Below are 22,163 nucleotides of genomic sequence, written 5' to 3'. Positions count from 1 at the left end.
TCCGTCCCCCTCACTGGTTCGCATGGCAGCTTGAGCATTGCAGCCCCGCGCCCCAGGTGATTCCTGGCTGGTTGACGTGACAAGCGGTGAGACAGGTCTTGGACTGAGGATCCCAGGAGGATACGCTCAGATCGAAACTGTCATATGAATCGGAGGTCTTGTAGTTACCATGGCGGTTCCAGCCAAGGGCATTGGCCACATTGGCTAGTTGTGCCTTGGTCTTGACCGTAACCGGTGCAAACATCACATCTTTGACCCCGTTGATATGCATCGAGGTGTTGACGATCTGGCCCGGTTGCAGCGGTGTCCGTGTTGCTGCGGTATGACAGCTGCCGCAGCGGAATTTGCTGGAAGTCCCGTTCATGGCATAGGTATCAATCTGGGTATTGCTTACCACCCCGCTATGACAGAGATTGCAGCTTATGGTGGTTGCAACCGCCTGGTTGCCGTGGGCCATGCTCCCCGAAGAGGAATAACCGAGGAAACCGTTCTGCTTGTTACCCTTTGTGGTGTTTTTGAAATGGATCCCCACCAGGTGCGCGCTTTCCCAGGCGAATGGTCTGCCATTGCTGCCAAGTGAACTGTCGGCAACATAATGGGACTGTCCGGCATACTGTGGCGGGTTGTCATGGCACATGCCGCACTTGTTGCCGGTATAGCTGCCGCCATACCAGTTCGGGGACTGGCGGTAATCGCCGGCGACCTGCGCCAGGCTCTTACCGTTGGAATGGCAGTATACCAGGTCGCAGGTAAACTGCGTGGAAGAGGTTCGCGTGTATCCCGCTGAAGCGCTAGTAACAAGGGTATTCAGGCTGCCCAGATAGCTCCGGCCCGCCTTGTTGCTTGATACGTCGATATCCACTGTACCGTTGCGGTGCTTCGCCGTATCAGTCGGATGGCAGTTGGCACAGCCATAACGGTAAACCGATCCGGCTGACCTGTTTGCCGTGTAGTTATACATGGTGACCAGGCCGCTACTCATCAGATCGCCGATGTGCGCCGTGTGAGCAGCGGACAGCGACGGATGGCAAACGCGGCAACCAGCGCTAGAGGCATCCCCCCAAACCGCGGAACCGCCATTGTGGCACGCAATGTTTGAGCAGGTCCGACTGCCTTTAGTCCAAACCGCGGTGGTCTCTTTTGATCTATTGAAATCGATATCGATCTGACGGTTCATGTGAGCAGAAGCCGCCTTGATTGCAGTTCCGGCTCCAATGACCGTGTTGGTATGGCAGATATCGCAGGAAGCGGCGCCGATCTGGCCGGTTATCTTTTTGGTGTGATTATCGTGGCTGTTGGCTCTCAAACCAGCCTCAGTGGTATAGTTCGGCTCTCCGGCAACACTAGTGAAAGTGCCGGCGCCTGAAGCGGCACCATGGCAACCGTCGCAGCCGAGCGCCGGCCCGGTTGTCCAGCTGACCACCCTGCCGGCACTCCCCTTGCCGTCCGAATGGCAATACGCTGTTGCACATGAGGAGGAGTTCGTGCCAGCAAGTGTTCCAGAATAATTGACGAAGCCATTGGCATGCTTCGCACTGTTGCTTACTGACGTATCGCCGGACACAGTAACGCTGTGACAGTCAATACAGCCAAAGTTTGTCCCCAGAACACCCGCATTGTTGATATGAGCTGAGTGCTGTCCAGTGGCGAGTGGACTGGCAGAGCTTCCGTTGCCGCCATGACAACCGGTACAATCAGCCGGTAGCTGCTGGCCCCACTGAACCGATGGGGAACCGTTACCGTGACAGCTGATAGTGGCGCAGGTTTTAGACCCCTGGGTCCAGACAAATGTCTTGCCGCCACCCTGGTCAACATTGATCACCCGGTCGGTGTGATTAGCGATAATGGCAGTACCGGCCGCATTTACGGTGGTACCATGGCAATAGACACAAGTTGAAGACTGAGCGGACACACCTACATGCTTCTGGTGACTGTTGGCCTTGGGCTGGGCAGTTCCGGCATTGAGGTAGTTCGGCTCACCGGCGGCAGAGGCAAAGGCCGGTGCAGCATCCGAGCCATGACATCCGGTACAGTTAAGGTTGGCGCCACTGTTCCAGCCGCTGGCAACAGCCATCTTCGGTGTGCCTTTACCGTCGGTGTGGCAATAGGTTGCGGAACAAACGCCGGTTGCACTTGAATAAGAGGCGTCACCGCCGGCCCGGACACCGGAGAAGTTGCGGTAGCCGTTGCCATGGTTGGCAGGATAGGCGAATGATCGTTCGTCCGGGTTGATGGTCTTGGCGTGGCACTCGGTGCAGCTGTAGTTGCTGCCGAGCAGGAGTGAGTTGTTAATATGGGCGGTATGACTGCCGGAGGCAATCGGGATGCCGCTCGCCACATTGTTGCCGTGGCAACCGAGACAGTTGGCAGTTAGCGGGGCACCCCAGGTCTGGGTGAATGACCCCTTGCCGCCGTGACAACTGATATCGCTGCAGGTCTTGCCTGTCGCGACCCAGGTGAAGCTCTTGCTGTTGCCCGGCACCACATCGATCACCCGGTTGGTATGACTACCAACAAGGGAGGTTCCATCGACAGCAACGGTAGCAGCGTGACAGTTGATACAAGCGGCAGCCCCGGTGTCAACATGGTTCTGGTGGCTGTTGGCCCGTGCCGTACCGGCTCCGGTGCTGGCATAGTTCGGCTCGCCGGCTGTCGAACTGAACGCTGGCGAGAGATCAGAACCATGACACCCTTTGCAGTCCAGTGTTGCTGAGGATTTCCAGTTAGTGGCAGTCATGTCTTTCTGAACACTCTTGCCATCGGAATGACAGTAGGAAGCCGAACAGACGCCATTTGCGGTTGTATAGCTGGAACGACCACCGGCAAGCGGACCGGTGTAGTTCTTGTAACCGTTACCGTGGTAGGCCGGATCAACTATGGATCGATCAGTCCCAACGGTCAGTGCGTGACAGGTCACGCACCCGTAATTTGTCCCAAGCACTGCAGCGTTGTTCATGTGAGCGGCATGCTTGCCGGATGTCTGCGGAATGGAGCTGGCGGCATTGTTGCCGTGGCAGCCGGTACAGTCGGACGGGAAGGACTGCCCCCACCGGGCAGGAGACGGCCCACCGTGACAACTGATCGAAGAACAGGTATTTGTTGCCGAGTCATAACTGAAGCTCCTACCGCCACCGGCAGCAACGCTGCGTGTTCCATCAAGATGGAGAGTGGTAGTAATCAGAGCACCCGATGCATTGACGGTATCATTATGGCAGAAGATACAAGCAGTGGCCCCGGAACCACCCATATGCCGCTGGTGGCTATTGGCCCGGGCAGTGCCTGCACCGGTATTGGCATAGTTCGGCTCACCGGCAATCGAGGTAAAGGCCGGCGCAGAATCTGAACCATGGCACCCCTTGCAGTCGTTAATGGCAGGACCGCTAACCCAGTCCACGTTTACCCCGGCAGACCCTTTGCCGTCGCTGTGACAGTAGGCGGTATTACAGGCAGCCCTGTTTCTCCCGGCAAAAGCCCCGGAGAAATCTTTGAATTTATTGACGTGATTGGCAACATTACTGATCGTCATGGCATTATTAACAGTATTGGCATGACAATCAGCACACTTCAGATTTTTCCCGAGAACTGCGGCCTGGTTGATATGCTGGCTGTGTTTACCGGTATCTATCGCTGCTCCGCTGGCCAGATCGGCCTTGTGACAATCTGCGCAGCCCAATGTCCCGGCGCCCCAACCAACATTCTTCGTGATGCCGTTGCCGTCACTGTGACAGTAATTAGCAGAACAGCTCCCGTAACCATCACCCGGCACATTTGCACTCTGGCTGTAGTTTCCGCCGAAACTACTGCTGAAAGCTACGTCAATCGTCGAGTCGGCGTGTTTAGAGGGAAGGTCGTTGCCTGCACCGCTATGGCAATCGCCGCAACTGAAGCTGTAGGTCGATATATGTTTGCCATGGGTTCCAGTAGCTATAGGCGAAGCATTGGTGCGGGTGCCCCCATGGCATGAATCGCACCCTACCCTGTCGCCACCCCAGGCTACCGTTTTATATGAGGATGCCGGACCTGAACCATTGGCGGACTGTACATTGCTGTGACAATAGACATTACTGCAGTTGCCATATGCCCCTGTAGTGGCAAGATAGGCAGTTGAAAACTGGTTGAAGCTTTTATAGGTAGCTGAAGCTGAGAGTGCAGAAAGGTTGATCTTGACGCGCCCGTTCACCATATGCCGGCTAGGCGAGTAGTAATCGTCGTGACAGTAGGCGCACTTCGCCTTGTCGTTGCCGAGCTTACCGACATGGGTCTTGTGGGCTCCGGTTGAGACATTCCCCATGATAACCGAAGTAGGCGGATTAGCCTGGGTAGTGCCATGGCAGGAAGAGGTCTCGCAGCTGCCGAGAGGCCCCTGAACCCATGACACCGCCTTGGCAGCCCTTCCGGATGAATAGTTCCAGAATCCACCGTGGCAGTAGACATTACAGGTTGTAACATCAGGGGCACGCTTAAGGGTGGTTTCCGGATTATTTGGGGCTAAGGCATAGTTGTTTCGGAAACTCGCAGCATTCGTGCCGGTGATTTCACCCTTGGTAACAGTGCCTGAGAACGGCGGCCAGGTGTTTTGGTCAATCTTGAAACCAAACTCAATCATATCATTGCCGGCGTAGCCATGGCCGTAATTGTTGTGGCAAACCTGGCACTCAAATCCGAGGATATTCCTGTGTTTATTATGGGCGCCGATATTGGACGGCGGTGCATCAACAGTCCCCCCAAGCGCAAGAGTTGGTGGGGTGACCATGCCTGAAGGCCCACCATAATAGGAATTATCAGTCGGGGGATACCCGTGACACACGTTGCAGGCCTTGGGATCGGGTGGTTTGTAGCCGACATTGTGCTTATGGCAATCGGTGCAGTCCTTGCGGTTGCTCTTATGGGAGGAATGGGTCTTGTCACCGATCTTAGAGGCACTGTACTGATGATATACCGTATTATGATGACAAACCTCGCAGACATTTCTTGATGTTTGCGTATTTACGGTCCTCTCGTCGTTACCGAAAATCCCGACTGCATTATTGCCACTACCAGTGTAGCGGTTGAAAACTACCTGTCTCGCTCCTGTTGGCGTAACAATGACAGTCTTTAATTTCTTGACGTTCATTGACGCTGCCTTTTCATGACAGGTCTGACAGGTATAGCCAGCACCCCAGGTTCCGTATTTGGTCCCGAGGTTTGCGCTGTTATGCAACAACTCTGCAGAGGAAGCAAAGCCTTGAGCAGGCAAACCGCAGAGCGTTATGACACAAACCAGCCATAACAAATTGCCGATGACCCCATCGAAAAGAGAAACTTTCGCACTTAAGAGCGCTTTGACAGGACGGTTCATACCGCTTCCCCCGCAAAATCAACAGCAGAAGTTGTCATTGTTTGGATACCTATCAAACCTTCAGTAGTTTTCTTATTAAGTTTTAAGCACTTACAATTAAGCACTGATAATAAAAGGTCTTGTTTTAATCAGATGCGCGATTAACAGGCGATTACAGGAGGAGACCTCCCCGCAGGGGGAGAGTACAGATAATGCATTAGTAGAGAAGAGGTTGGCAAGGCAAGGAGCAGCCCGCAGAACAGTATTGGCACGAGGGCACTTAACACGTTTAATTCGGCATCAATATATTGCTGATATTTCTTTGTCTCGCAAAAAGACTCTGTAAAATCCAACTGCTCCAGGTGAACGGTCGCATTACTGGCATGAGGCAGGTCAGAGACGTAGCTACCCATCTTGACAAACGCGATTGAGATCAGCGCAATGACAACAAAGCAATAGATGATTTTTGATTTAAAAATTTGCATAGAAACAGTCATCCAGCTACCGAGGATATTTGGTTAAAAAACCAAATTGATCCAGTCATAAAACTGTTTTAGCTTTCATTAATCAACAAAAACCAGCCAACTAGCTGTTTTTTCTAAACACAAAATATCGGCAATTTTTCTAATGAGATTTATGCACGATCGGAGCCACAACAAATAAACATATTTTTTGTAATTCATTTCAATGATTTTACATTATTAAATAATCTCAAATAATATATATAGTAATGAACACACCTGAGCCCATAAGGCTGCAACAGCCCCCAATGATAATCACGAATCATGAGGTTAATACGGTAAGCCCTGATCACTATGCTCAGCTGTTACAATAGCTTGTGTGCAATGTGTGCATGTGACTTTGAACTTGCACCGGCAACTGCCAGCGAGTATTATTAAAAACTTATTGAATACCAACCTGATTGGGGATGGAAATGCTTGCTTCTTTTAATAAATCTACCCTTCTGCTAGTGCTCTGTCTTATTTTTGTCTCAGGGGTCGTTTTTGCCGCAGCATCAGGACAACTCTCACCTGAACCCAATCTCAGCGGCATAACCATTGAAATCTCAGGTGTAATGAACTCAGGGGTCTACAACAAGGCGATCACTCCCAAAATTCAGATATTGGGAGGCGACGCGAATATCGAAGCAATGCTTAACAATGCTCCGTACGACCTAAAAGAAATAGCAACTGACGGCGAATATGTGCTGGATGTTTCAGCAGTCGATGCTCTTGGGAAGCGCACCAAGAGCTCAGTTTCATTTATCATCGACACTTCTGCTCCAAGCAGCTCGGCCCAGGTGAATACGCCGAAGCATATTACCGCCAAGACCCTGTTTATCTCCAATTCAAGCAAAATAGAGCTGTCCGCTGAGGACACCGGGCCAGTAAAGTCGGGAGTTGACCGTATCGAATACCACTGGGGGGACTCTGCGGAATGGAAGACCTATCGAGAGCCTCTCGACTTGACCACCATATCAAAAGGCATACACGTACTTACCTTCAGGTCTTGGGACAAGGCAGGTAATATTGAATTACCCAAATCCATCTCCTTCAGTTTGGATACAACAGCTCCGACGAGCAAAATAGAAGTCGGCACCCCTTACTACAAGGATAGTGATGGCAAGGCCTTTGTTTCCAGCGCAACAACCTTTACCATAGCGGCAACAGACGAAGATTCAGGACTAGCTCAGATAGAATACCGGGTTGATAAAGGTGCATGGCTTACTTACAGAGAAGCTTTCCGAATCGAGGAGGAAGGTGAGCATAAAATTGAATTCAGAGCCAGGGACAATATCGGTAACCTGGAAGATGGGCAATTCCTGAGCGTTATTAATGATGCAACACCGCCAATATCGACATTGCTTACCGGAGACAACCAGGCCATTACAACAAATGTCTTTTATACCAATAGTCCGTCCAGGTTTGTCATAACCGCATCAGACATGCTTTCCGGGGTCAGGAGAACAGAATTCAAAATAGATCAAGGAGCCTGGCAAACATACTCGCCATTTCCCGTTGACGATAAAAGAAATCATTTAATCTCATTTCGCAGCTCTGACTATGTTGGTAATCAGGAAACAGCCAAGTCAATTGAGGTGCAGATAGACAAAACGCCACCTGTGACAAAGATCAATGTAGGCGCTCCCAGCGTGACTACGGTAAAAGGTAACCTCATTGTCAATGACAGCACTTTTTTTAACCTTACCGCCACAGACAATCAATCCGGTGTCAATGCGATTGAATACAGGGTTGACTCAGGTGACTGGTCCTCATACGAGCCGTTCACCATACAGCAGGGCGGCCTCCATACTATTGAATTCAGAGCCAGAGACAAAGCCGGCAACGTAGAGCCCGCCAAGTCGCTAAAAGTAATGGTTGATGTTGAACCGCCGGCATCACAGATAAGCGTCAACAATGAGAAAATAGACACCGGCGACACTGTTTACTCTGACAAGCCGGTCAATATTGCCATCACAGCTTCTGATAAGAATATTGAAATCAAGGGGTCTGAGTACAAGCTCGACGATAGCCCGTGGAAAACATATCAGCCGTTCTCTATTGCCGACGAAGGGATTCATCTCGTTGAATTCAGAAGTATTGATCAGCTCAATAATATTGAACCAGCCAGGTTTATCAAGGTGATTATTGACCATACTCCGCCAGTAACATCTCTGGTAATCGGCGAACCAAAGCAATCTGCACCGCAAACCATCCAAGTAACCGATAAAACGGTACTTTCCTTGAGCGCTAACGATGAATTGTCCGGTGCTGCAGCGAGTGAATACCTTATTCTCGGCAAAGGGATACGGCAAGGGACAGAGCCGTTCAGCATATCAACGGCAGGAGACTATGAGATCAGGTACTGGAGTACTGACCGAGCCGGCAACAGAGAAGCTGCAAAAGTCACGCAAGTCAAGGTTGTCATTCCACCACCGCCTCCGCCACCAGCCCTTGTCACCAATGAAGTCCAAAACGACAAATCAGGCAACAAATCTGCATCAGATCAACGATCTTTTGACCCTGACATTCCAGAATCAATCCTGATGCCGCAAAAACCTGCGCCAGCCGCTCAAGAGGAACCTCAACCGAAAAACAAGGTAAACGTACGGATCACCGGGCAGACGGGAAGCGAGGAATCCGCTTACGAAACTGATTATCTCTCAGGAACTAATCCAATCTTAACTAGTGAACAAACCAACAAAAACTACACAAAAGAATACTTCGGACTTGGCGGAATCAATGCCCTGATCATAACTATCATTTTTATCATTCTTTAACCTGCTTAAGTACCGCAATTCCGAGCCGATATTATTAAAGTCACGACGTCCTGATCGGAGAAGGAGAATTAAATATGAAAAGAGTTTTGCTTGTAGACGACAGCATTTCTGTAGCCCGCCAACTTGAAAAAATCCTTGTAGAAAGTGGTGACTTTGAGGTTGTCGGCCAAGGCAAAAACGGCCTGGATGCTATCAAGTTGTTCCAAACTCTCCATCCAGACATCATTTGCATGGACATGAACATGCCTGGCATGGACGGGATAACTGCTTTGCGCACCCTTATGTCTCTGGACAAGACTGTTAAGGTGGTAATGATCACCTCTTTGGGAGGGGTTGGCGACAAGTTCAGCGAAGCGATCAAGCTCGGTGCGATGAATGTTATTTCTAAACCGTTTGAAGCAGAAAATGTCCTTAAGATCCTTCGTAGTCTCTGAAAACGAATGCCACTGATCATGTATGCAGAAGGAGATTAACTATGGCTGTAAAGTTTTTTGGTCAATTCCTGGTAGAGCAAGGTGTGATTTCCAGAGAAACTTTGCTTAAGGCAATTGAACTGCAAGAATCAACGAACAAAAGCATAGGCGATATTGCCATTGAGATGGGTCTGATGACCCAGGCAGACGTGGAGCAGGTAAACCTTGCTCAGCGTTCGGAAGATTTAAGATTCGGCGATATGTCCGTGAAGTTAGGATTTCTCTCTGCAGATACCCTGCAACAAGCATTGCGCAAACAGTCAGACTCTCACCTCTATATCGGCAAGGCAATCACTATGGTTGGCGGTCTTACCGAAGACCAACTGGAAAAATACCTTGCTGATTTTAAAGCAGATCAATCTCAATATGTTACAGACCGGGTGCAACTACCTGCAGGAGTGCAACAACAACCGTTATGGGAAATGATGGCTGATCTAAGCTACAAGATGTTGACCAGAGTGGCCCGGCTCACTTTCAGGCCGGTACCATGCGAAGTTGTCAGCTGCCTTGCCAGTTCTCATATTGTAGCGGCAATGGACTTTACGGGCGATATTCGCTGCCGGTATGTCTTCTCTGCATCCGAAGAGGTCCAGATCCAGATTGCCAAGGCAATACTGAGCCAGGATGAAGTATCCCATGAACCAAAAGAAGTGCTCGATGACACAGTGATGGAATTCATCAATGTCGTCTGTGGAAATATAGTGGCAAAATCAGTTCAGCTTGGAATAACACTCGATATAATGCCGCCGGAAATCCTTGAAAGCCAAGACGACATTGAAATCCCGGTAGGATATACCGCTCTTAACTTTCCCATCTGCCTGGCAAGCGGCAACGCGGCAATTACACTCATAATCTACACCTGATTACCCTCAGCAAGTATAAAAGGAAAAGCCCCGTCGGTTACCATCTCGACGGGGCTTATTGCGTTTATCAGCGTCATCACCGGCTATTTATGGGTCCCTAAAAGACTCTCTATCTTTTTCTCGTCCGCCCCAACGACTTCCTGGCCGTTAACAAAAAAAGTCGGCGTACCTTGCACACCCAATTTTCTGGCAAGCGCGATGTGTTCCTGTGCCAAAGACTTTACCGAGTCACTGTAAGTAGCACCCTGAGGCGACGGCTTGCCCCCCATCATGTCTTCATAGGCAGCAGCCTTATCCTTTGAATTAAGGATATGGTGAATCTTTGTGATGGCTTGCGGATGGGCAAAAGGAGCAAAAAATACATAGCGGGTCACGTCTTTGCGTTTCTTGAGGAACTCGGAAGCCTTACGGCAATAAGGGCAGTCAGGATCAGTAAATTCAATCACCGTATTCTTTCCCGAACCGATCTTTACTGCTTTTTCCAGAGGGAGCGACTTGACCAGTTTGAGCGTGTTTTCTTTCAGTTCCTTTTTTCTTTCTGCAGACAAGGTCTTACGATCCTTGGTGTAAATCTCACCGACAAAAAGATATTCTTTTTCCGGGAAGAAATACAAAACATTCTGACCGGAGACAACTTCATACATACCGGCAATGTTGGTTTCTTTGATGCTTTCAAAGGTAAGGTCGGGGAACGCTTGCCGCAAAACGGTTTCAGGCTTGACGACCAACGGGGCGGCCACAGCAGATGCGGCAATCAAGGCCATAACAAACCAACTCACCAGTATCCTCAATGAAACATTCATGTAAACCTCCTTTGTAATTGCTGGGTTTTCAACAGCTGCAACACCACTTATTTGCCGACTGTTGCGGCAACAGGTCGGTATGGGCTCTCATTCAACACCTTGGGAAGCTCCCCCACTATCTCGACAACCGGTCCATCCTCCAGCTCTTCGAGTTCACCGGTATCATCTTCATAATCATCTTCGCCCACAGCCCAGTTATAGAGCTTCACAGAGTCCATAAGAACAGGATTTTCCGGCAGATCATACATGCGATTCTGCATGGTCTCATCAAAAAGCCCTACACAGCCGTGAGACGCAGGCTTGCCCGGAAGATCGCGAGCGTGAATCCAGTAAGATACATTGTCAGGACCGATATAAAAACGCATTGCGTTGTCCATCGGATACTGAGCGCTCTTGTCGTCGGTCTGATAAAGTGACGATGTATGGTTTTTATGGCGGGCATCAATGCGGAAGAGCCCTGTGGGAGTTTCGGTCCCCTTCTTCCCGGTGGCCGCTGGCATTGAAAACACTAACTTGCCATGTTCATAGGCGCCGATCCACTGCTCGGTAATACTCACCAGGATATATTTCTCGTGGCGCTTCGCTGGTTCGTAAAAGCGGGGAAGCGCCGTGTAATCCTTTATGTCATCCATCCTTACCGGCACTTTGATCGTCATGCCCGGATATAGATGCCGTCTGTCGATACGGTTAAACCGAGCCACAAGCGGCCAATCCTTGCCAAACAGCAGTTCAGGTGAATCATTGGGGCGCATGAAATGCGGACGCCACTCAATTTTTTCAAGGCTTGGGTACACAATCCGGGTAAGATCCTCTCTGGCAGGGTCTTCAGGATTTGCAGCCGGCTCGGAAACCGCGGATGGTCCAGACAGAATGATCCATCCGGCAAGGAAAAGCGATAATGAACCAACAAAAAACTTCAGGAATACCCTGACCCACTTGGGCATAGTGCTAGTGTTACAGGTCCTTTGTTTATTCATGCCGATTGACAGCCCGTTCTTCAAGAATTCTTTCAACAAGGGTATAAGGATCAATTCTGCGCTTCACCAGATCATCGACAATGCCATCAAGTCTGCCTTCAGCCGTCAAAGGCTTCATAACCTCAGCAAAGAGCCGGTCTTTAAGGATCTCCATGAAAATCCGGGAAATCTTCTCTGACATGAACTTCTCAATAGCACCAGAACCAAATAAATACGCTCGGTGCGACTCAAATTCATCAACTAACGCCTCAATGCCGGTGCCCCTGTTGGCTTCGGTTTTTAAAACTTTTGGAAGCCAGTCTCCGTCCTTCTTGGCATTCATATCCAGCATAGCACCAAGCTCACGGACAGTCCTGTCAGCATCCTGCCGATCGGCCTTGTTTACAACAAAAACATCGCCTATCTCTAAAATGCCTGCTTTTATTGCCTGAATATCATCTCCAAGACCCGGCACCATGACGACAGCAGTAGTATGTGCCATCCGAACGATATCCACTTCATCCTGGCCGACTCCGACCGTCTCGATTATCACAACATCCATCCCCATGGCATCCATCACCAAGGCAACATCGCCAGTCGAGCGCGAAATCCCTCCAAGATACCCGCGGGTAGCCAAGCTGCGGATAAAGACTCCTTCATCGTCGGCATGACGGTTCATCCTGATGCGGTCACCCAGAATAGCCCCCCCAGTAAAAGGGCTTGTCGGGTCAATGGCCACGATGCCGACCCGTTTGCCACGCTTCCGGTACTCGGCAGTTATCTGGTCGACAAGCGTAGATTTCCCTGCGCCCGGAGGCCCGGTGATCCCGACAAGATAAGCCTTCCCCGAAGAAGGATAAAGAGACTTCAGCTCATCGAGGGCCGACGTGAAGCCATCGTCAATGTCCCGCATAAGCCGCGCTGCAGAACGAATATCTCCGGCAAGTATCCTCTCAGCCAATGACATCAAAGATTACCTCATTTTCATATTTTTTAGCCGCTACAATGGAAAAGCGAGGGAATCCCCTCGCCTTTCGTGTCTTGATGAATCTCAGAAGATCAAGCTCTTGGTCTGATATTTTCGCGAACCCACTTTACAATATCTTCGGTTGATGTCCCAGGAGTAAAAACTTCCTTAATGCCAGCACCCTTGAGTCCCGGAATATCGTCTTCGGGAATGACGCCACCACCAAACACGCCGATGTCATCAGCATTTTTCTCCTGTAGCAACTGACATACCTTTGGCAGAAGCGTGTTGTGGGCACCAGACAAAATTGAGAGTCCGACACAGTCAACATCCTCCTGGATCGCTGCAGAGACAATCTGCTCTGGGGTTTGATGCAGACCGGTGTAAATGACCTCAAAACCGGCATCGCGGAAAGCCCTGGCAATAATTTTTGCCCCACGGTCATGACCATCCAAGCCAGGTTTCCCAACTAGTACGCGCAAAGTTCTTTCAGCCATCACACATCTCCTTTTTGATAAATAAGGTATTAATCACCAAACCAATATAGTAAATACCAAGAAGAACAGTTTCACTTTTCAATACCGACTCTTGCCGGTATTCCTGCCTTGTAGTAATGCTTTATTTCACACATTTCCGTGACAAGATCAGCAACATCTATGATTCTTTGGTCTGCGCTTCTACCTGTCAGCACCAGTTCTACGCAATCGGGCCGGGAGTGGATCAGTTCCAGAACCTGTTCAACCGGCACAAGCCCGAAATAAACGGCGCCATTCACCTCATCAAGAATCACCAAATCATAAGCACCTGATGTCAGAGCCGCTGCTCCTTGCTTTAGAGCCTCCTCAGCGAGTCTTCGATCTTCAGGGTCCGGGTTGTCGCGGTCTACCCAACCTCCCCTGCCAAACGGTATGATTGTGAAGTCGGGAGCCAAGCGTTCTGCGGCAAAGTGTTCTCCGTAAGGTCCGCCGCCCTTCATGAACTGTATCATGCAGACCTTTAATCCCCGCCCCAAAGCGCGAAATGCAAGACCAAGCGCAGCAGTGGTTTTACCCTTGCCATTGCCGGTATATACTTGGACCTGTCCCTTATAAAGATGCATAATCCCTTATTCCAAGGCCTAATGAATTGTGGGAGAATATATCAGTTGACAGGTGCGAGGTCAAGGCGAATTAGCCCTGATGCGGCTTACAGAGGGAGTTTCCATCAGCATGAAGCCTGATCGGCCTTGACATCGGTCGATACTTTTGTTATTGAAGCTATGCATAAGGGCGATTAACTCAGCGGGAGAGTGCTACCTTCACACGGTAGAAGTCACTGGTTCAATCCCAGTATCGCCCACCAATAATATCAAGAGGTTAGCGACAAGCGCTGCCTCTTTTTTTTATCTGTGCCCATCCTGTGCCCAAATTGTGCCCACCCCATCCAACGTCATGTGACGATCAGAAGGCAAATTTTGACCCCTACCCTTGCATTTTCACTCGTTTGACTTCTACCCTTGACCGGTAGCGATCATTGCCTTAAACCGGCAGTATATGACCACTACCTTTACCCATGTATCATGCTGAATTTATGTATGAATTGAGACGGCACAACAGGTAGCAGTCATTTTTTCAGTCGTTGACCCCTACCCTGCAGGGCCCACTTTTTATGAGGTTTGTGACCAAATTTCTGCAAATGTATTAAAAGGGGATTTGGCCATACGAACTGACGATTTTATTCTGTAGCGGTGATGTTCTCAAGGATATCATCCACTGCCATTGTCTTTGCATATACGCTTCCGAGGGCCGCCATGAAGGAAGCGTGCACCTGTTTTGCCGGCACCGTAACGCCGTTGAAAGAGAGTTACCTGGTGGCGCATGCATCGTGAGCCAGGATAATGCTAAATCCGAGGTCAAAGGCAGTACGTACGGTGGCATCGACACACATATGGCTCATCATGCCACAGACGAGCAGAGTCCCAATTCCAGCTGCCTTTAGTCGCTCCAGAAGATCAGTTTCCCTGAAACTGTTCGGATAGTGTTTAATGATAACGGGTTCGTCGGGGAGAGGTTTCACATAATTGTGAATCTCCGCGCCCACCGTGCCCGGCAAAAAGAATGTACTGCCAGGTCTAATTGATGAATGCTGTACATGGTATATTGGCCACTTTTCCTTGCGGAATTGGGCAAGGACGCGTGCAGTTGCTGACGCTGCCTGGATGCTTCCTTCAAGTTCCATGTTACCGTTCGGGAAATAGTCATTTTGAATATCGATAATTACAAGTGCCGTCTTCATTTTATATGGCCTTCTCCTCTCACTAGATCCTCATCCGGGACATATTCCATTATATCACTCACCTTGCAGCTGAAATATCGACAGAGTTTATCAATATTATCAGTTGTGGTGTTGTAACCCCGCGTTCCAGCAATTCTTGACAGTGTAGGTTGCTTGATCCCTGTTGCTGCGGCAATACTGCCTAAAGTTATTCTTTTTCCTGAATTAAATTCCTCATTCATTATGATCTCTCGCAAACGAAATCTGATCATACTCCCCCCTATCCCAAGACTATAGATCGCACCAAAAACATACCACTCATATTCAATCACCACAAGCACATCATTGCATATCACACATATTATTCTTGACATGCATGAATATTCATGGCATGATGCACTTAAATAAAACGTCGGGAGGTTAATTATGGCTACAGCAACCTACATCACAACCGAGGAACTGGCATGTCGACTTCACTACGACAGCAGGTACATCAGAGAGTGCCTGAAAGATTCAGTACTACTTGAAGGAATCCACTACATCAGACCGTTTGGCCGCAGGAAAATACTTTACATCTGGGAATCAATCGAACGCGACATGATGAAAGCATCTGTCGAGGAAATGCCTATGATTCCGCTTGCGAGAGGGGGTGTTGTTAATGGGTAGTATCCGTACACGAAAAGAGAACGGTCTGCTCATGTTCGATTTCAGGTATCAGGGCGTCCGGTGCCGTGAACAGACTACCTTGCCGGACACTTCAGAAAACCGCAAAAGAATGGAAAAGGTACTCAAAAAAATCGAGGCCGAGATTACTCTAGACAGTTTCGACTACAGTGCCTACTTCCCTAATTCACCGTTAGCAAGCAAATTCGCCGCGGCTAAAGAGGAAGTAAAGACACCAGAAAAGTCTACAACAAACGCTACCCCATTGTTCGAGGAGTTCGCGTGGACTTGGTACGACGAAAATTCCCTCCAGTGGAAGTTTTCGTATAAGGAAACATTGAAGGTAACCTTTAACCGCTATCTGATCCCGGAGTTCAAGGGTAAAGAGGTCGGCTGCATCACCAAGGCTGAAATCCTGAAGTTTCGCTCCACACTCGCCAAAGTACCGAACGGAACCAAGACAGGGCTTTCAGCTGACCGGATCAATCATATCATGACGCCTTTGCGCATGATAATGGCAGAAGCAGCCGACCGATACAACTTTACCACACCTTGCAATGGGATTAAACAGCTCCGTGTCCCGAAGACCGACGTGGATCCGTTTACACTCGAAGAGACCAATCTGTTCCTTGCCAATGTGCGCCCGGATTTCTTCAACTATTACACGGTCAGATTCTTCACCGGCATGCGCACCGGCGAGATTGACGGCCTCAAATGGCAGTATGTCAATTTCGACCGACGAGAGATCTACATCCGAGAAACTATCGTCTTTGGTCGGGAAGATACGGCCAAAACTCAAGAGTCTCACCGTACCATTCAGATGTCTTCAGTCATTTACCAAGCTCTAAAATCGCAGCAAGATGTGACCGGCAAGTTTGGAAAATTCGTATTCTGCAACCGAAAAGGCGATCCGCTCAACTATCAAAATGTATCGAACCGCATCTGGTACCCGACCCTGAAGCGGCTTGGCATCAAAAGAAGGACCCCTTATCAGACCAGGCATACCACAGCAACTTTATGGCTTGCAGCAGGGGAAAACCCTGAGTGGATCGCCAGGCAAATGGGTCATGTCAATACCCGGATGCTGTTCACAGTCTATTCGCGCTTTGTTCCAAACCTGACTCGCCAGGACGGATCAGCTTTTGACAAGCTGCTGTCCAAGAAAGTCGGCACGAAGGGAGGCGCCTAATGTTAATCGCAGACCTTGTACATAGTCATGGAACAACCTTCTCGGGTGAATACCGTATCCGTTCTCTCATGCTTGGCACTTCCAGGAGCGGTGCGCCGTACGCCTCTTTTGAACTGGGTGACATGACTGGATCGCTCAAGAGTTATCTCTGGATTGACGCCGATTACGGACCTCCGAACCTGACGGAGATGGACCATGTATCGGTCAGTGCCAGGCTGGAGTGCCTGGACGGGAAATGTGTCGGTCTGGTCAATTCGATACAGACGATAAAGGATTATGGTGCACACCCGGTTGAGCTGATTCCGGCCTGGCAGTGCCCTCTTATTTGCCTGATGCCATACCTGCATCAAACGGTGATGGTAATCGAAAGCAAGCCGCTCCGGAACTTTCTGGTCAGTATTTTTGATGATGACTCTATTGCCCTGCCGTTCGTAGCTCTTCCTGCCAGCAGAGTTAATCATCACTCTTATGCCGGTGGGTTGCTGGAACACAGCCTGGAATGCGCAGAGATTATTATCTGCATGCCGCAGTTTTCATGCGAGACAAGGGAACTCGGTGTAGTTGCAGCCCTGATGCATGATGTCGGCAAGATCAGAACGTTGTCTAATGCATCGAAATTGAGCCATGCCGGCTTTTTGCTCAACCATGAAGCGCTGACCCTTGAAGTTCTCAATCCGCACCTTCAAAAGCTAGATCATGAGTGGTCGGACGGTGCCCTAGCGCTACGTTATCTTCTGACCTGGAAGAATCACACGTTTCGGCAATTCCCACTAATGACCATTGCCGAGGCGGTTCTCGCTGCCGACCGCATAAGCGCCGGCTTAAGTCGTGAACTTAGCGATTTCTCCGCCCTCCCCTTGTGGCGGAATGCCACGAAATCTCTGTTCAAGGACGGCTTCTGGCGTCCGCAGCCTTATCAGGAAGACCACGGCAATAGGCGGTAATTTACCGTCGATAAAGTATTTAGATCAAGAAAAGGAGTCATCACATGGGAAAATGTGTCCGCATAGTCAACCATAGAGACAATCGCTTCAAGCTGTTGGCAGAGACCCTTATTCGTGCCGCCAAACTTGAGTTCCTCGGTGCCCCGCCGCGCATGCTCAAGAAGGAGTATGCATTGATCAGCACGCGGATGTGCCTGATCGACACTACCACGGATGCGGAGAAACTGCTCAAAGCCATCGAAGAAGTTCTTCTGTGCAATATATCCATCAACTTGTCAGGCACATCCTGCCTCAACTGCATATCATTCTATGAATGTCCGAATGTGACTGAAGAGATTCTGGAGACAAACGATGCATTGCCCCCGCAACCATATCCATACGGAGAGGATGCGATGAAACTTTGCAGCGAGTATCATCCGGACTGGGACAAGTTTGACGATGCCGCAAAGTTATATCCGGAGATACTGATCAGGCTGGAAACATCCTTCGGCATAGTGCTGGACCGCAAACGGGTTGCCGGTAGACTGCTCGACGTAATGGGGAAATGGGCAAAGTGTGCAGGAAAAGAGAATTCAGTAGCTTCGGATTAACTCCTGTGCTCCATCCGGAAACGATTCCGGATGGAGCACAGTTTTATACCTTTTTAAACAGTCACTTTATGAGCAACATTGAAGAATGTTGGCGCTCTTTTACATGGCAAAAATCAGTTGTTTACTGCATCGCGCAGCAGGTTGCTCGGCTTGAAGGTCAGCACCCGGCGGGCATCTAGGGTGATGGACTCCCCGGTCTGCGGGTTTCTCCCCTTCCGAGCCTGCTTCTGCTTAACAACAAAATTCCCAAACCCGGAGATCTTAAGCATCTCACCCTTCTCCAAAGCTTCCTTCATTATATCCAGCACTGCTTCAACAATCTCACCGGCTTCCTTCAAGGTGAGATTGGATACATCACTAACCTTCTGGACCATATCAGCTTTCGTCATGGCACCCCTCATAACATCTTCACGTAGGTCATGACTTTTTACACGGCATACCGGACGCTTGTCAACAGCCAACCACTTCGGCATGCCGAAATCACAATTACAAGTTTACGCAGAAGCTGGCTCCCTATGAACTTCTAACTGAAGGGAACTAGACAAAAGAAACTTACCGACTAAAACCATGATGTCTAAACGTGCAAAGCAGTCCTAAATTGGGCGGCTTTGCACAATGCACGTTCAATAAAGCAGAATATTTCGCGTATTGCTCTTGTACTCTACACAGAAATGATAGAATAGCAATATTCATATTACTTGAGGAGGCTGTACATGCTGACATTATCTACAGTCAGAGCAAAACTGATTTTGGTCGTTTCACTTCTTTCCTTCGGTATGGTGATCATCGGCCTTATCGGCCTCGGTAGCACCAAAAGAGCCAATTCTGGGATGGAGGACATGTACAACAATAATCTGGTGCCGGTGGTCCAGATAACAACTGTTCGGGCAAGCATAAACGCCATAGTTCGTGAACTTGCTTTTGCCGCAATCCACGACCCAGCCAACCAAGTCAGCAAACTTCACGATCATCCCGTTACGAACCACACCGAGAGTGTCGAAAAGGCTCTTGGTGAAATAACGAAACTCTGGACCGAGTACGAAAAGACCATTGACTCCCCAGAAGAAAAGAAACTTGCTGATGCGTTTAACACTACCAAGAATGAATTTATTGACAAGACTGTCTCCCCTGCCCTGGACAATATCAAGAGCAACAATTTTGGGGTCGTCAACGAACTCATTTTCAAAGGGGGCACCGCCCAAGCCAAAAAAGCAGCCGGTGATGCGCAATTGTTGCTTGAGTTCCAGTTGAAGCAGGCAAAGGACCTCTATCAGAGCAGTAACGCATCCTACCAGAAGATGATAGGCTGGTCGGTAGCAAGTATTATCATTGGAGTAATCTTGGCTGTAACTGTCGGATTTCTAATAATTCGCTCAATTACAAAATCTACCAGAAGCCTTATGGAAACAGCAGGTCATATCGAAAAAGGTGACCTGACCGCTCGATGCAACATGAGAGGTACAGACGAGATGAGCCAGATTGCAAAATCGTTTGACCAGATTGCATCGACATTCACTAGCAGCATCAACAATCTGACCGCAATAGCCTCTGAGGTCACCGCAGCAGCGTCGAAAGTACACATGTCTTCGGAAACTCTTGCTGCAGGTTCTGAACAGGTTGCAAGCGAAACCACGACTGTGGCCACAGCAGGTGAAGAGATGGCAGCAACTTCCAGTGATATCGCAAAGAATTGCCAACTTGCCGCTGAAAGTGCGTCACAGGCCTCTGAACAAGCCAATCATGGATCAACAATCATCAAGAACAGCATAGCCGTTATGGAGCGAATCGCACAGCGGGTCAGCGAGTCGGCAAAGACAGTCGGATCTTTGGGAGAGAAGTCGGAGCAGATCGGCCAGATTATAGGTACTATTCAGGATATAGCGGATCAGACAAATCTGCTAGCACTGAACGCAGCAATTGAGGCAGCCAGGGCTGGCGAACAGGGACGCGGCTTTGCCGTAGTAGCCGACGAAGTTCGTGCTCTTGCAGAGCGCACCACCAAAGCGACCAAAGAGATTGACACAATGATTAAGTCGATCCAGCAGGAAACCAAGACCGCTGTTTCGTCTATGGAAGAAGGAGTTGTCCAGGTTGAGCAAGGCACTCAGGAGGCCGCCCGCTCGGGTGAGGCGATCGATTCAATCCTTGCCCAGATCAGCAATCTCTCCATGCAGGTGAGTCAGATTGCCACTGCAGCGGAAGAACAAACGGCTACAACCAGCGAGATCAGCGGTAATATGCAGCGCATTACAGATGTCGTCCGTCAGAGTTCTCAAAGCGCACATGAATCTTCGGTAGAGGCGAGCCATCTCAATACGCTAGCAGAATCGTTAATGGCAGACCTCAACAAGTTTACAATCGAAGAAAATGTTGCTTTGAGCCTCAAGAAGGCCAAGAGCGCACATATGATCTTCACTGGCAAGATTCGCTCACACCTGTCAGGTGCGACACGTCTCGACCCGAATAACTTGCCTACTCACCTCACCTGTGCGTTCGGCAAGTGGTGTCAAGGAACCGGCAAGGAACTCTGCGGACATCAACAGTTGTTCCGGGAGATCGAAGGCCCGCACGCTAAGGTCCACGAACTTGGCAAGCAGGCTGTGCTTGCGTTTAACAACGGAGATCCCCGCAAAGCCCATGAATACTGCGACGAAATGATCTCACAATCTGAGTACCTTATCGATATGCTGGATCGTTTATCGAATGATAATGTCTCATTTTTACAATGGAACTCCAAATACAGCGTCAATATCCGCCAGTTTGACGACCAGCACAAGCGACTGGTCGATATGGTGAACCAACTAAATGATTCCATGAAAACCGGCAAGGGCCATGCCACCTTGAAATCGATTCTGGATGGGCTCATTCAGTACACTGCATCACATTTTTCCGATGAAGAGCGTGTCATGGCACAGCACAACTACCCTGACCTGGCCATGCATAAGAAGGCACACGAAGAACTGAAGAAAACCGCTATCGACCTGCAGAATAAGTTCAACAGCAACAGTTCAGCACTCAGTACCGAAGTGATGGTATTCCTGAAAGACTGGTTGATTAACCACATACAGGGGCTAGACAAGCGATATGGTAACTATCTGAATGGCAAAGGAGTATCATAAAGATAATGCGATGTTGAAATCCACACCCTATGGGAGACTGATTTCAAAGCCGCATCCTGTGGATGCGGTTTCTACTTTATTGTTTCGTATGATTTACCATGAGCCTGACTGCCTGAAGCAGACTGAACAAATACAGTTCTTAGAAAAACTGTAACGAGCAGGTGTGCGTCTAGCCAGTAGTTTTGTCAGAGGATTAAAAGATATATACTTTATGTTGAGGTTGTATAGAAGTCATTGCCGGAGTTGGTCCCTAGCAAGGGCTTTTGTTGAGGTCGTCAACGCACCTGAGGATGTGGAGGGAGTTATCAATCTACGTGGAGCGATTGCTCATAGTTATTGACTTGGCCAAACTGTCTGATGACCATGTGCTAGCAGAAGAATTGTGATGTTTCATAAATTACAAAGTATATTTTAAGCTGTTTTTACGAAAGGTTTTAACTGCCGAACATCTAAACCCGGCGTTCATTTACACAATCTTATCTACACCCCCGTTTGTTTGGTATGTCTTGACTGCTTAATCAACATTCGCCAGAGAACGAACTTTCCCCAGCAACTCCACGGAATCTATTGCGCACACCGCTTTGCCATCAACAATTGCAAACAACGACTTGTGACATAATCCACACTTTTTAATACAATTCTTCAACTTGATGTTTCCATCCGGAAACTCCTTTTTTAAAAGCTTACACATTTTACCGGCACCCTTATTATGCTCGCACAATCTGATTTTCATAAAGGCTCCTTTA

Annotated in this window: 19 protein-coding genes and 1 tRNA gene; 9 read left to right on the top strand and 11 right to left on the bottom strand. The window is 49.2% G+C overall.

The window, feature by feature from the left end; genetic code table 11:
• Window positions 1–10: 10 nt before the first annotated feature.
• Window positions 11–5,338, bottom strand: coding sequence for a CxxxxCH/CxxCH domain c-type cytochrome (locus tag KI809_RS18090; RefSeq protein ID WP_214173002.1), 5,328 nt, complete (start codon window positions 5,336–5,338; stop codon window positions 11–13).
• Window positions 5,339–5,478: 140 nt separating this feature from the next.
• On the bottom strand, window positions 5,479–5,802 hold the full coding sequence (locus KI809_RS18085) for a hypothetical protein (protein WP_214173001.1): 324 nt from the start codon (window positions 5,800–5,802) through the stop codon (window positions 5,479–5,481).
• A gap of 449 nt (window positions 5,803–6,251) precedes the next feature.
• Between KI809_RS18085 and KI809_RS18080 the strand changes: the two genes are divergently transcribed.
• The 3 genes from KI809_RS18080 (at window position 6,252) to KI809_RS18070 (ending at window position 9,933) form a co-directional block, all read left to right on the top strand.
• Window positions 6,252–8,597, top strand: coding sequence for an OmpL47-type beta-barrel domain-containing protein (locus tag KI809_RS18080; RefSeq protein ID WP_214173000.1), 2,346 nt, complete (start codon window positions 6,252–6,254; stop codon window positions 8,595–8,597).
• Between the two features lie 74 nt (window positions 8,598–8,671).
• Window positions 8,672–9,031, top strand: a complete 360-nt coding sequence (locus KI809_RS18075) for a response regulator (RefSeq protein ID WP_214172999.1) — start codon at window positions 8,672–8,674, stop codon at window positions 9,029–9,031.
• Between the two features lie 41 nt (window positions 9,032–9,072).
• Entirely contained in the window at window positions 9,073–9,933 is an 861-nt protein-coding gene (locus tag KI809_RS18070; RefSeq protein WP_214172998.1) for a chemotaxis protein CheX, read from the top strand.
• A gap of 83 nt (window positions 9,934–10,016) precedes the next feature.
• Here KI809_RS18070 and KI809_RS18065 read toward each other — a convergent pair whose 3' ends face one another.
• The 5 genes from KI809_RS18065 to cobO form a co-directional block, all read right to left on the bottom strand.
• Window positions 10,017–10,736, bottom strand: a complete 720-nt coding sequence (locus KI809_RS18065; RefSeq protein WP_214172997.1) for a DsbC family protein — start codon at window positions 10,734–10,736, stop codon at window positions 10,017–10,019.
• Between the two features lie 47 nt (window positions 10,737–10,783).
• Window positions 10,784–11,713 (bottom strand): L,D-transpeptidase, encoded by a 930-nt coding sequence (locus tag KI809_RS18060; RefSeq protein ID WP_435052263.1) that lies wholly within the window; start codon window positions 11,711–11,713, stop codon window positions 10,784–10,786.
• Entirely contained in the window at window positions 11,706–12,659 is a 954-nt protein-coding gene (meaB, locus tag KI809_RS18055; RefSeq protein WP_214172996.1) for a methylmalonyl Co-A mutase-associated GTPase MeaB, read from the bottom strand. Before meaB ends, KI809_RS18060 begins: the two co-directional genes overlap by 8 nt.
• 92 nt (window positions 12,660–12,751) lie before the next feature.
• A complete protein-coding gene (locus tag KI809_RS18050; protein ID WP_214172995.1) occupies window positions 12,752–13,156 on the bottom strand; it encodes a cobalamin B12-binding domain-containing protein in 405 nt (134 codons plus the stop codon).
• Between the two features lie 71 nt (window positions 13,157–13,227).
• Window positions 13,228–13,758, bottom strand: a complete 531-nt coding sequence (gene cobO / locus KI809_RS18045; protein WP_214172994.1) for a cob(I)yrinic acid a,c-diamide adenosyltransferase — start codon at window positions 13,756–13,758, stop codon at window positions 13,228–13,230.
• 167 nt (window positions 13,759–13,925) lie between these two features.
• Here cobO and KI809_RS18040 point away from each other — a divergent pair.
• Window positions 13,926–14,000 (top strand) — tRNA-Val (locus tag KI809_RS18040).
• Between the two features lie 501 nt (window positions 14,001–14,501).
• Here KI809_RS18040 and KI809_RS18035 read toward each other — a convergent pair.
• Window positions 14,502–14,933: a cysteine hydrolase family protein gene (locus KI809_RS18035; RefSeq protein ID WP_246559495.1), complete on the bottom strand. Its 432-nt coding sequence runs from the start codon at window positions 14,931–14,933 to the stop codon at window positions 14,502–14,504.
• Complete coding sequence (locus KI809_RS18030; RefSeq protein WP_214172993.1) at window positions 14,930–15,184, bottom strand: helix-turn-helix domain-containing protein; 255 nt, start codon at window positions 15,182–15,184, stop codon at window positions 14,930–14,932. The genes KI809_RS18035 and KI809_RS18030 overlap by 4 nt, the downstream gene beginning before the upstream one ends.
• A 154-nt stretch (window positions 15,185–15,338) precedes the next feature.
• On the opposite strand from KI809_RS18030, the gene KI809_RS18025 reads away from it, so the two are divergent.
• From KI809_RS18025 to KI809_RS18010, 4 genes are read left to right on the top strand one after another with little or no spacing between them, the layout of a single operon-like run.
• Entirely contained in the window at window positions 15,339–15,578 is a 240-nt protein-coding gene (locus tag KI809_RS18025) for a hypothetical protein (protein ID WP_214172992.1), read from the top strand.
• Window positions 15,571–16,764, top strand: a complete 1,194-nt coding sequence (locus tag KI809_RS18020) for a site-specific integrase (RefSeq protein ID WP_214172991.1) — start codon at window positions 15,571–15,573, stop codon at window positions 16,762–16,764. Before KI809_RS18025 ends, KI809_RS18020 begins: the two co-directional genes overlap by 8 nt.
• Complete coding sequence (locus KI809_RS18015; protein ID WP_214172990.1) at window positions 16,764–17,708, top strand: TraI domain-containing protein; 945 nt, start codon at window positions 16,764–16,766, stop codon at window positions 17,706–17,708. Before KI809_RS18020 ends, KI809_RS18015 begins: the two co-directional genes overlap by 1 nt.
• Window positions 17,709–17,752: 44 nt before the next feature.
• Window positions 17,753–18,298 carry a hypothetical protein gene (locus tag KI809_RS18010; protein ID WP_214172989.1) on the top strand — a complete coding sequence of 182 codons (546 nt, stop codon included), beginning with the start codon at window positions 17,753–17,755 and terminating at the stop codon, window positions 18,296–18,298.
• Between the two features lie 113 nt (window positions 18,299–18,411).
• Here the strand turns inward: KI809_RS18010 and KI809_RS18005 are convergent, their stop codons facing one another.
• Entirely contained in the window at window positions 18,412–18,687 is a 276-nt protein-coding gene (locus KI809_RS18005) for an integration host factor subunit alpha (RefSeq protein ID WP_214172988.1), read from the bottom strand.
• Between the two features lie 324 nt (window positions 18,688–19,011).
• Here KI809_RS18005 and KI809_RS20800 point away from each other — a divergent pair, with 324 nt between their 5' ends.
• The gene (locus KI809_RS20800; protein ID WP_214172987.1) at window positions 19,012–21,417 is read left to right on the top strand and encodes a bacteriohemerythrin; all 2,406 of its coding nucleotides are present in this window, start codon (window positions 19,012–19,014) and stop codon (window positions 21,415–21,417) included.
• Between the two features lie 514 nt (window positions 21,418–21,931).
• On the opposite strand, the gene KI809_RS17995 is transcribed toward KI809_RS20800, so the two are convergent.
• Entirely contained in the window at window positions 21,932–22,150 is a 219-nt protein-coding gene (locus tag KI809_RS17995) for a DUF1450 domain-containing protein (RefSeq protein WP_214172986.1), read from the bottom strand.
• Window positions 22,151–22,163: the final 13 nt, after the last annotated feature.

It is taken from the genome of Geoanaerobacter pelophilus (assembly GCF_018476885.1).
GTDB classification, from domain to species: domain Bacteria; phylum Desulfobacterota; class Desulfuromonadia; order Geobacterales; family DSM-12255; genus Geoanaerobacter; species Geoanaerobacter pelophilus.
Note: the sequence above shows the minus strand (reverse complement) of the source record. Positions and strands in the feature narration are given on the sequence as shown.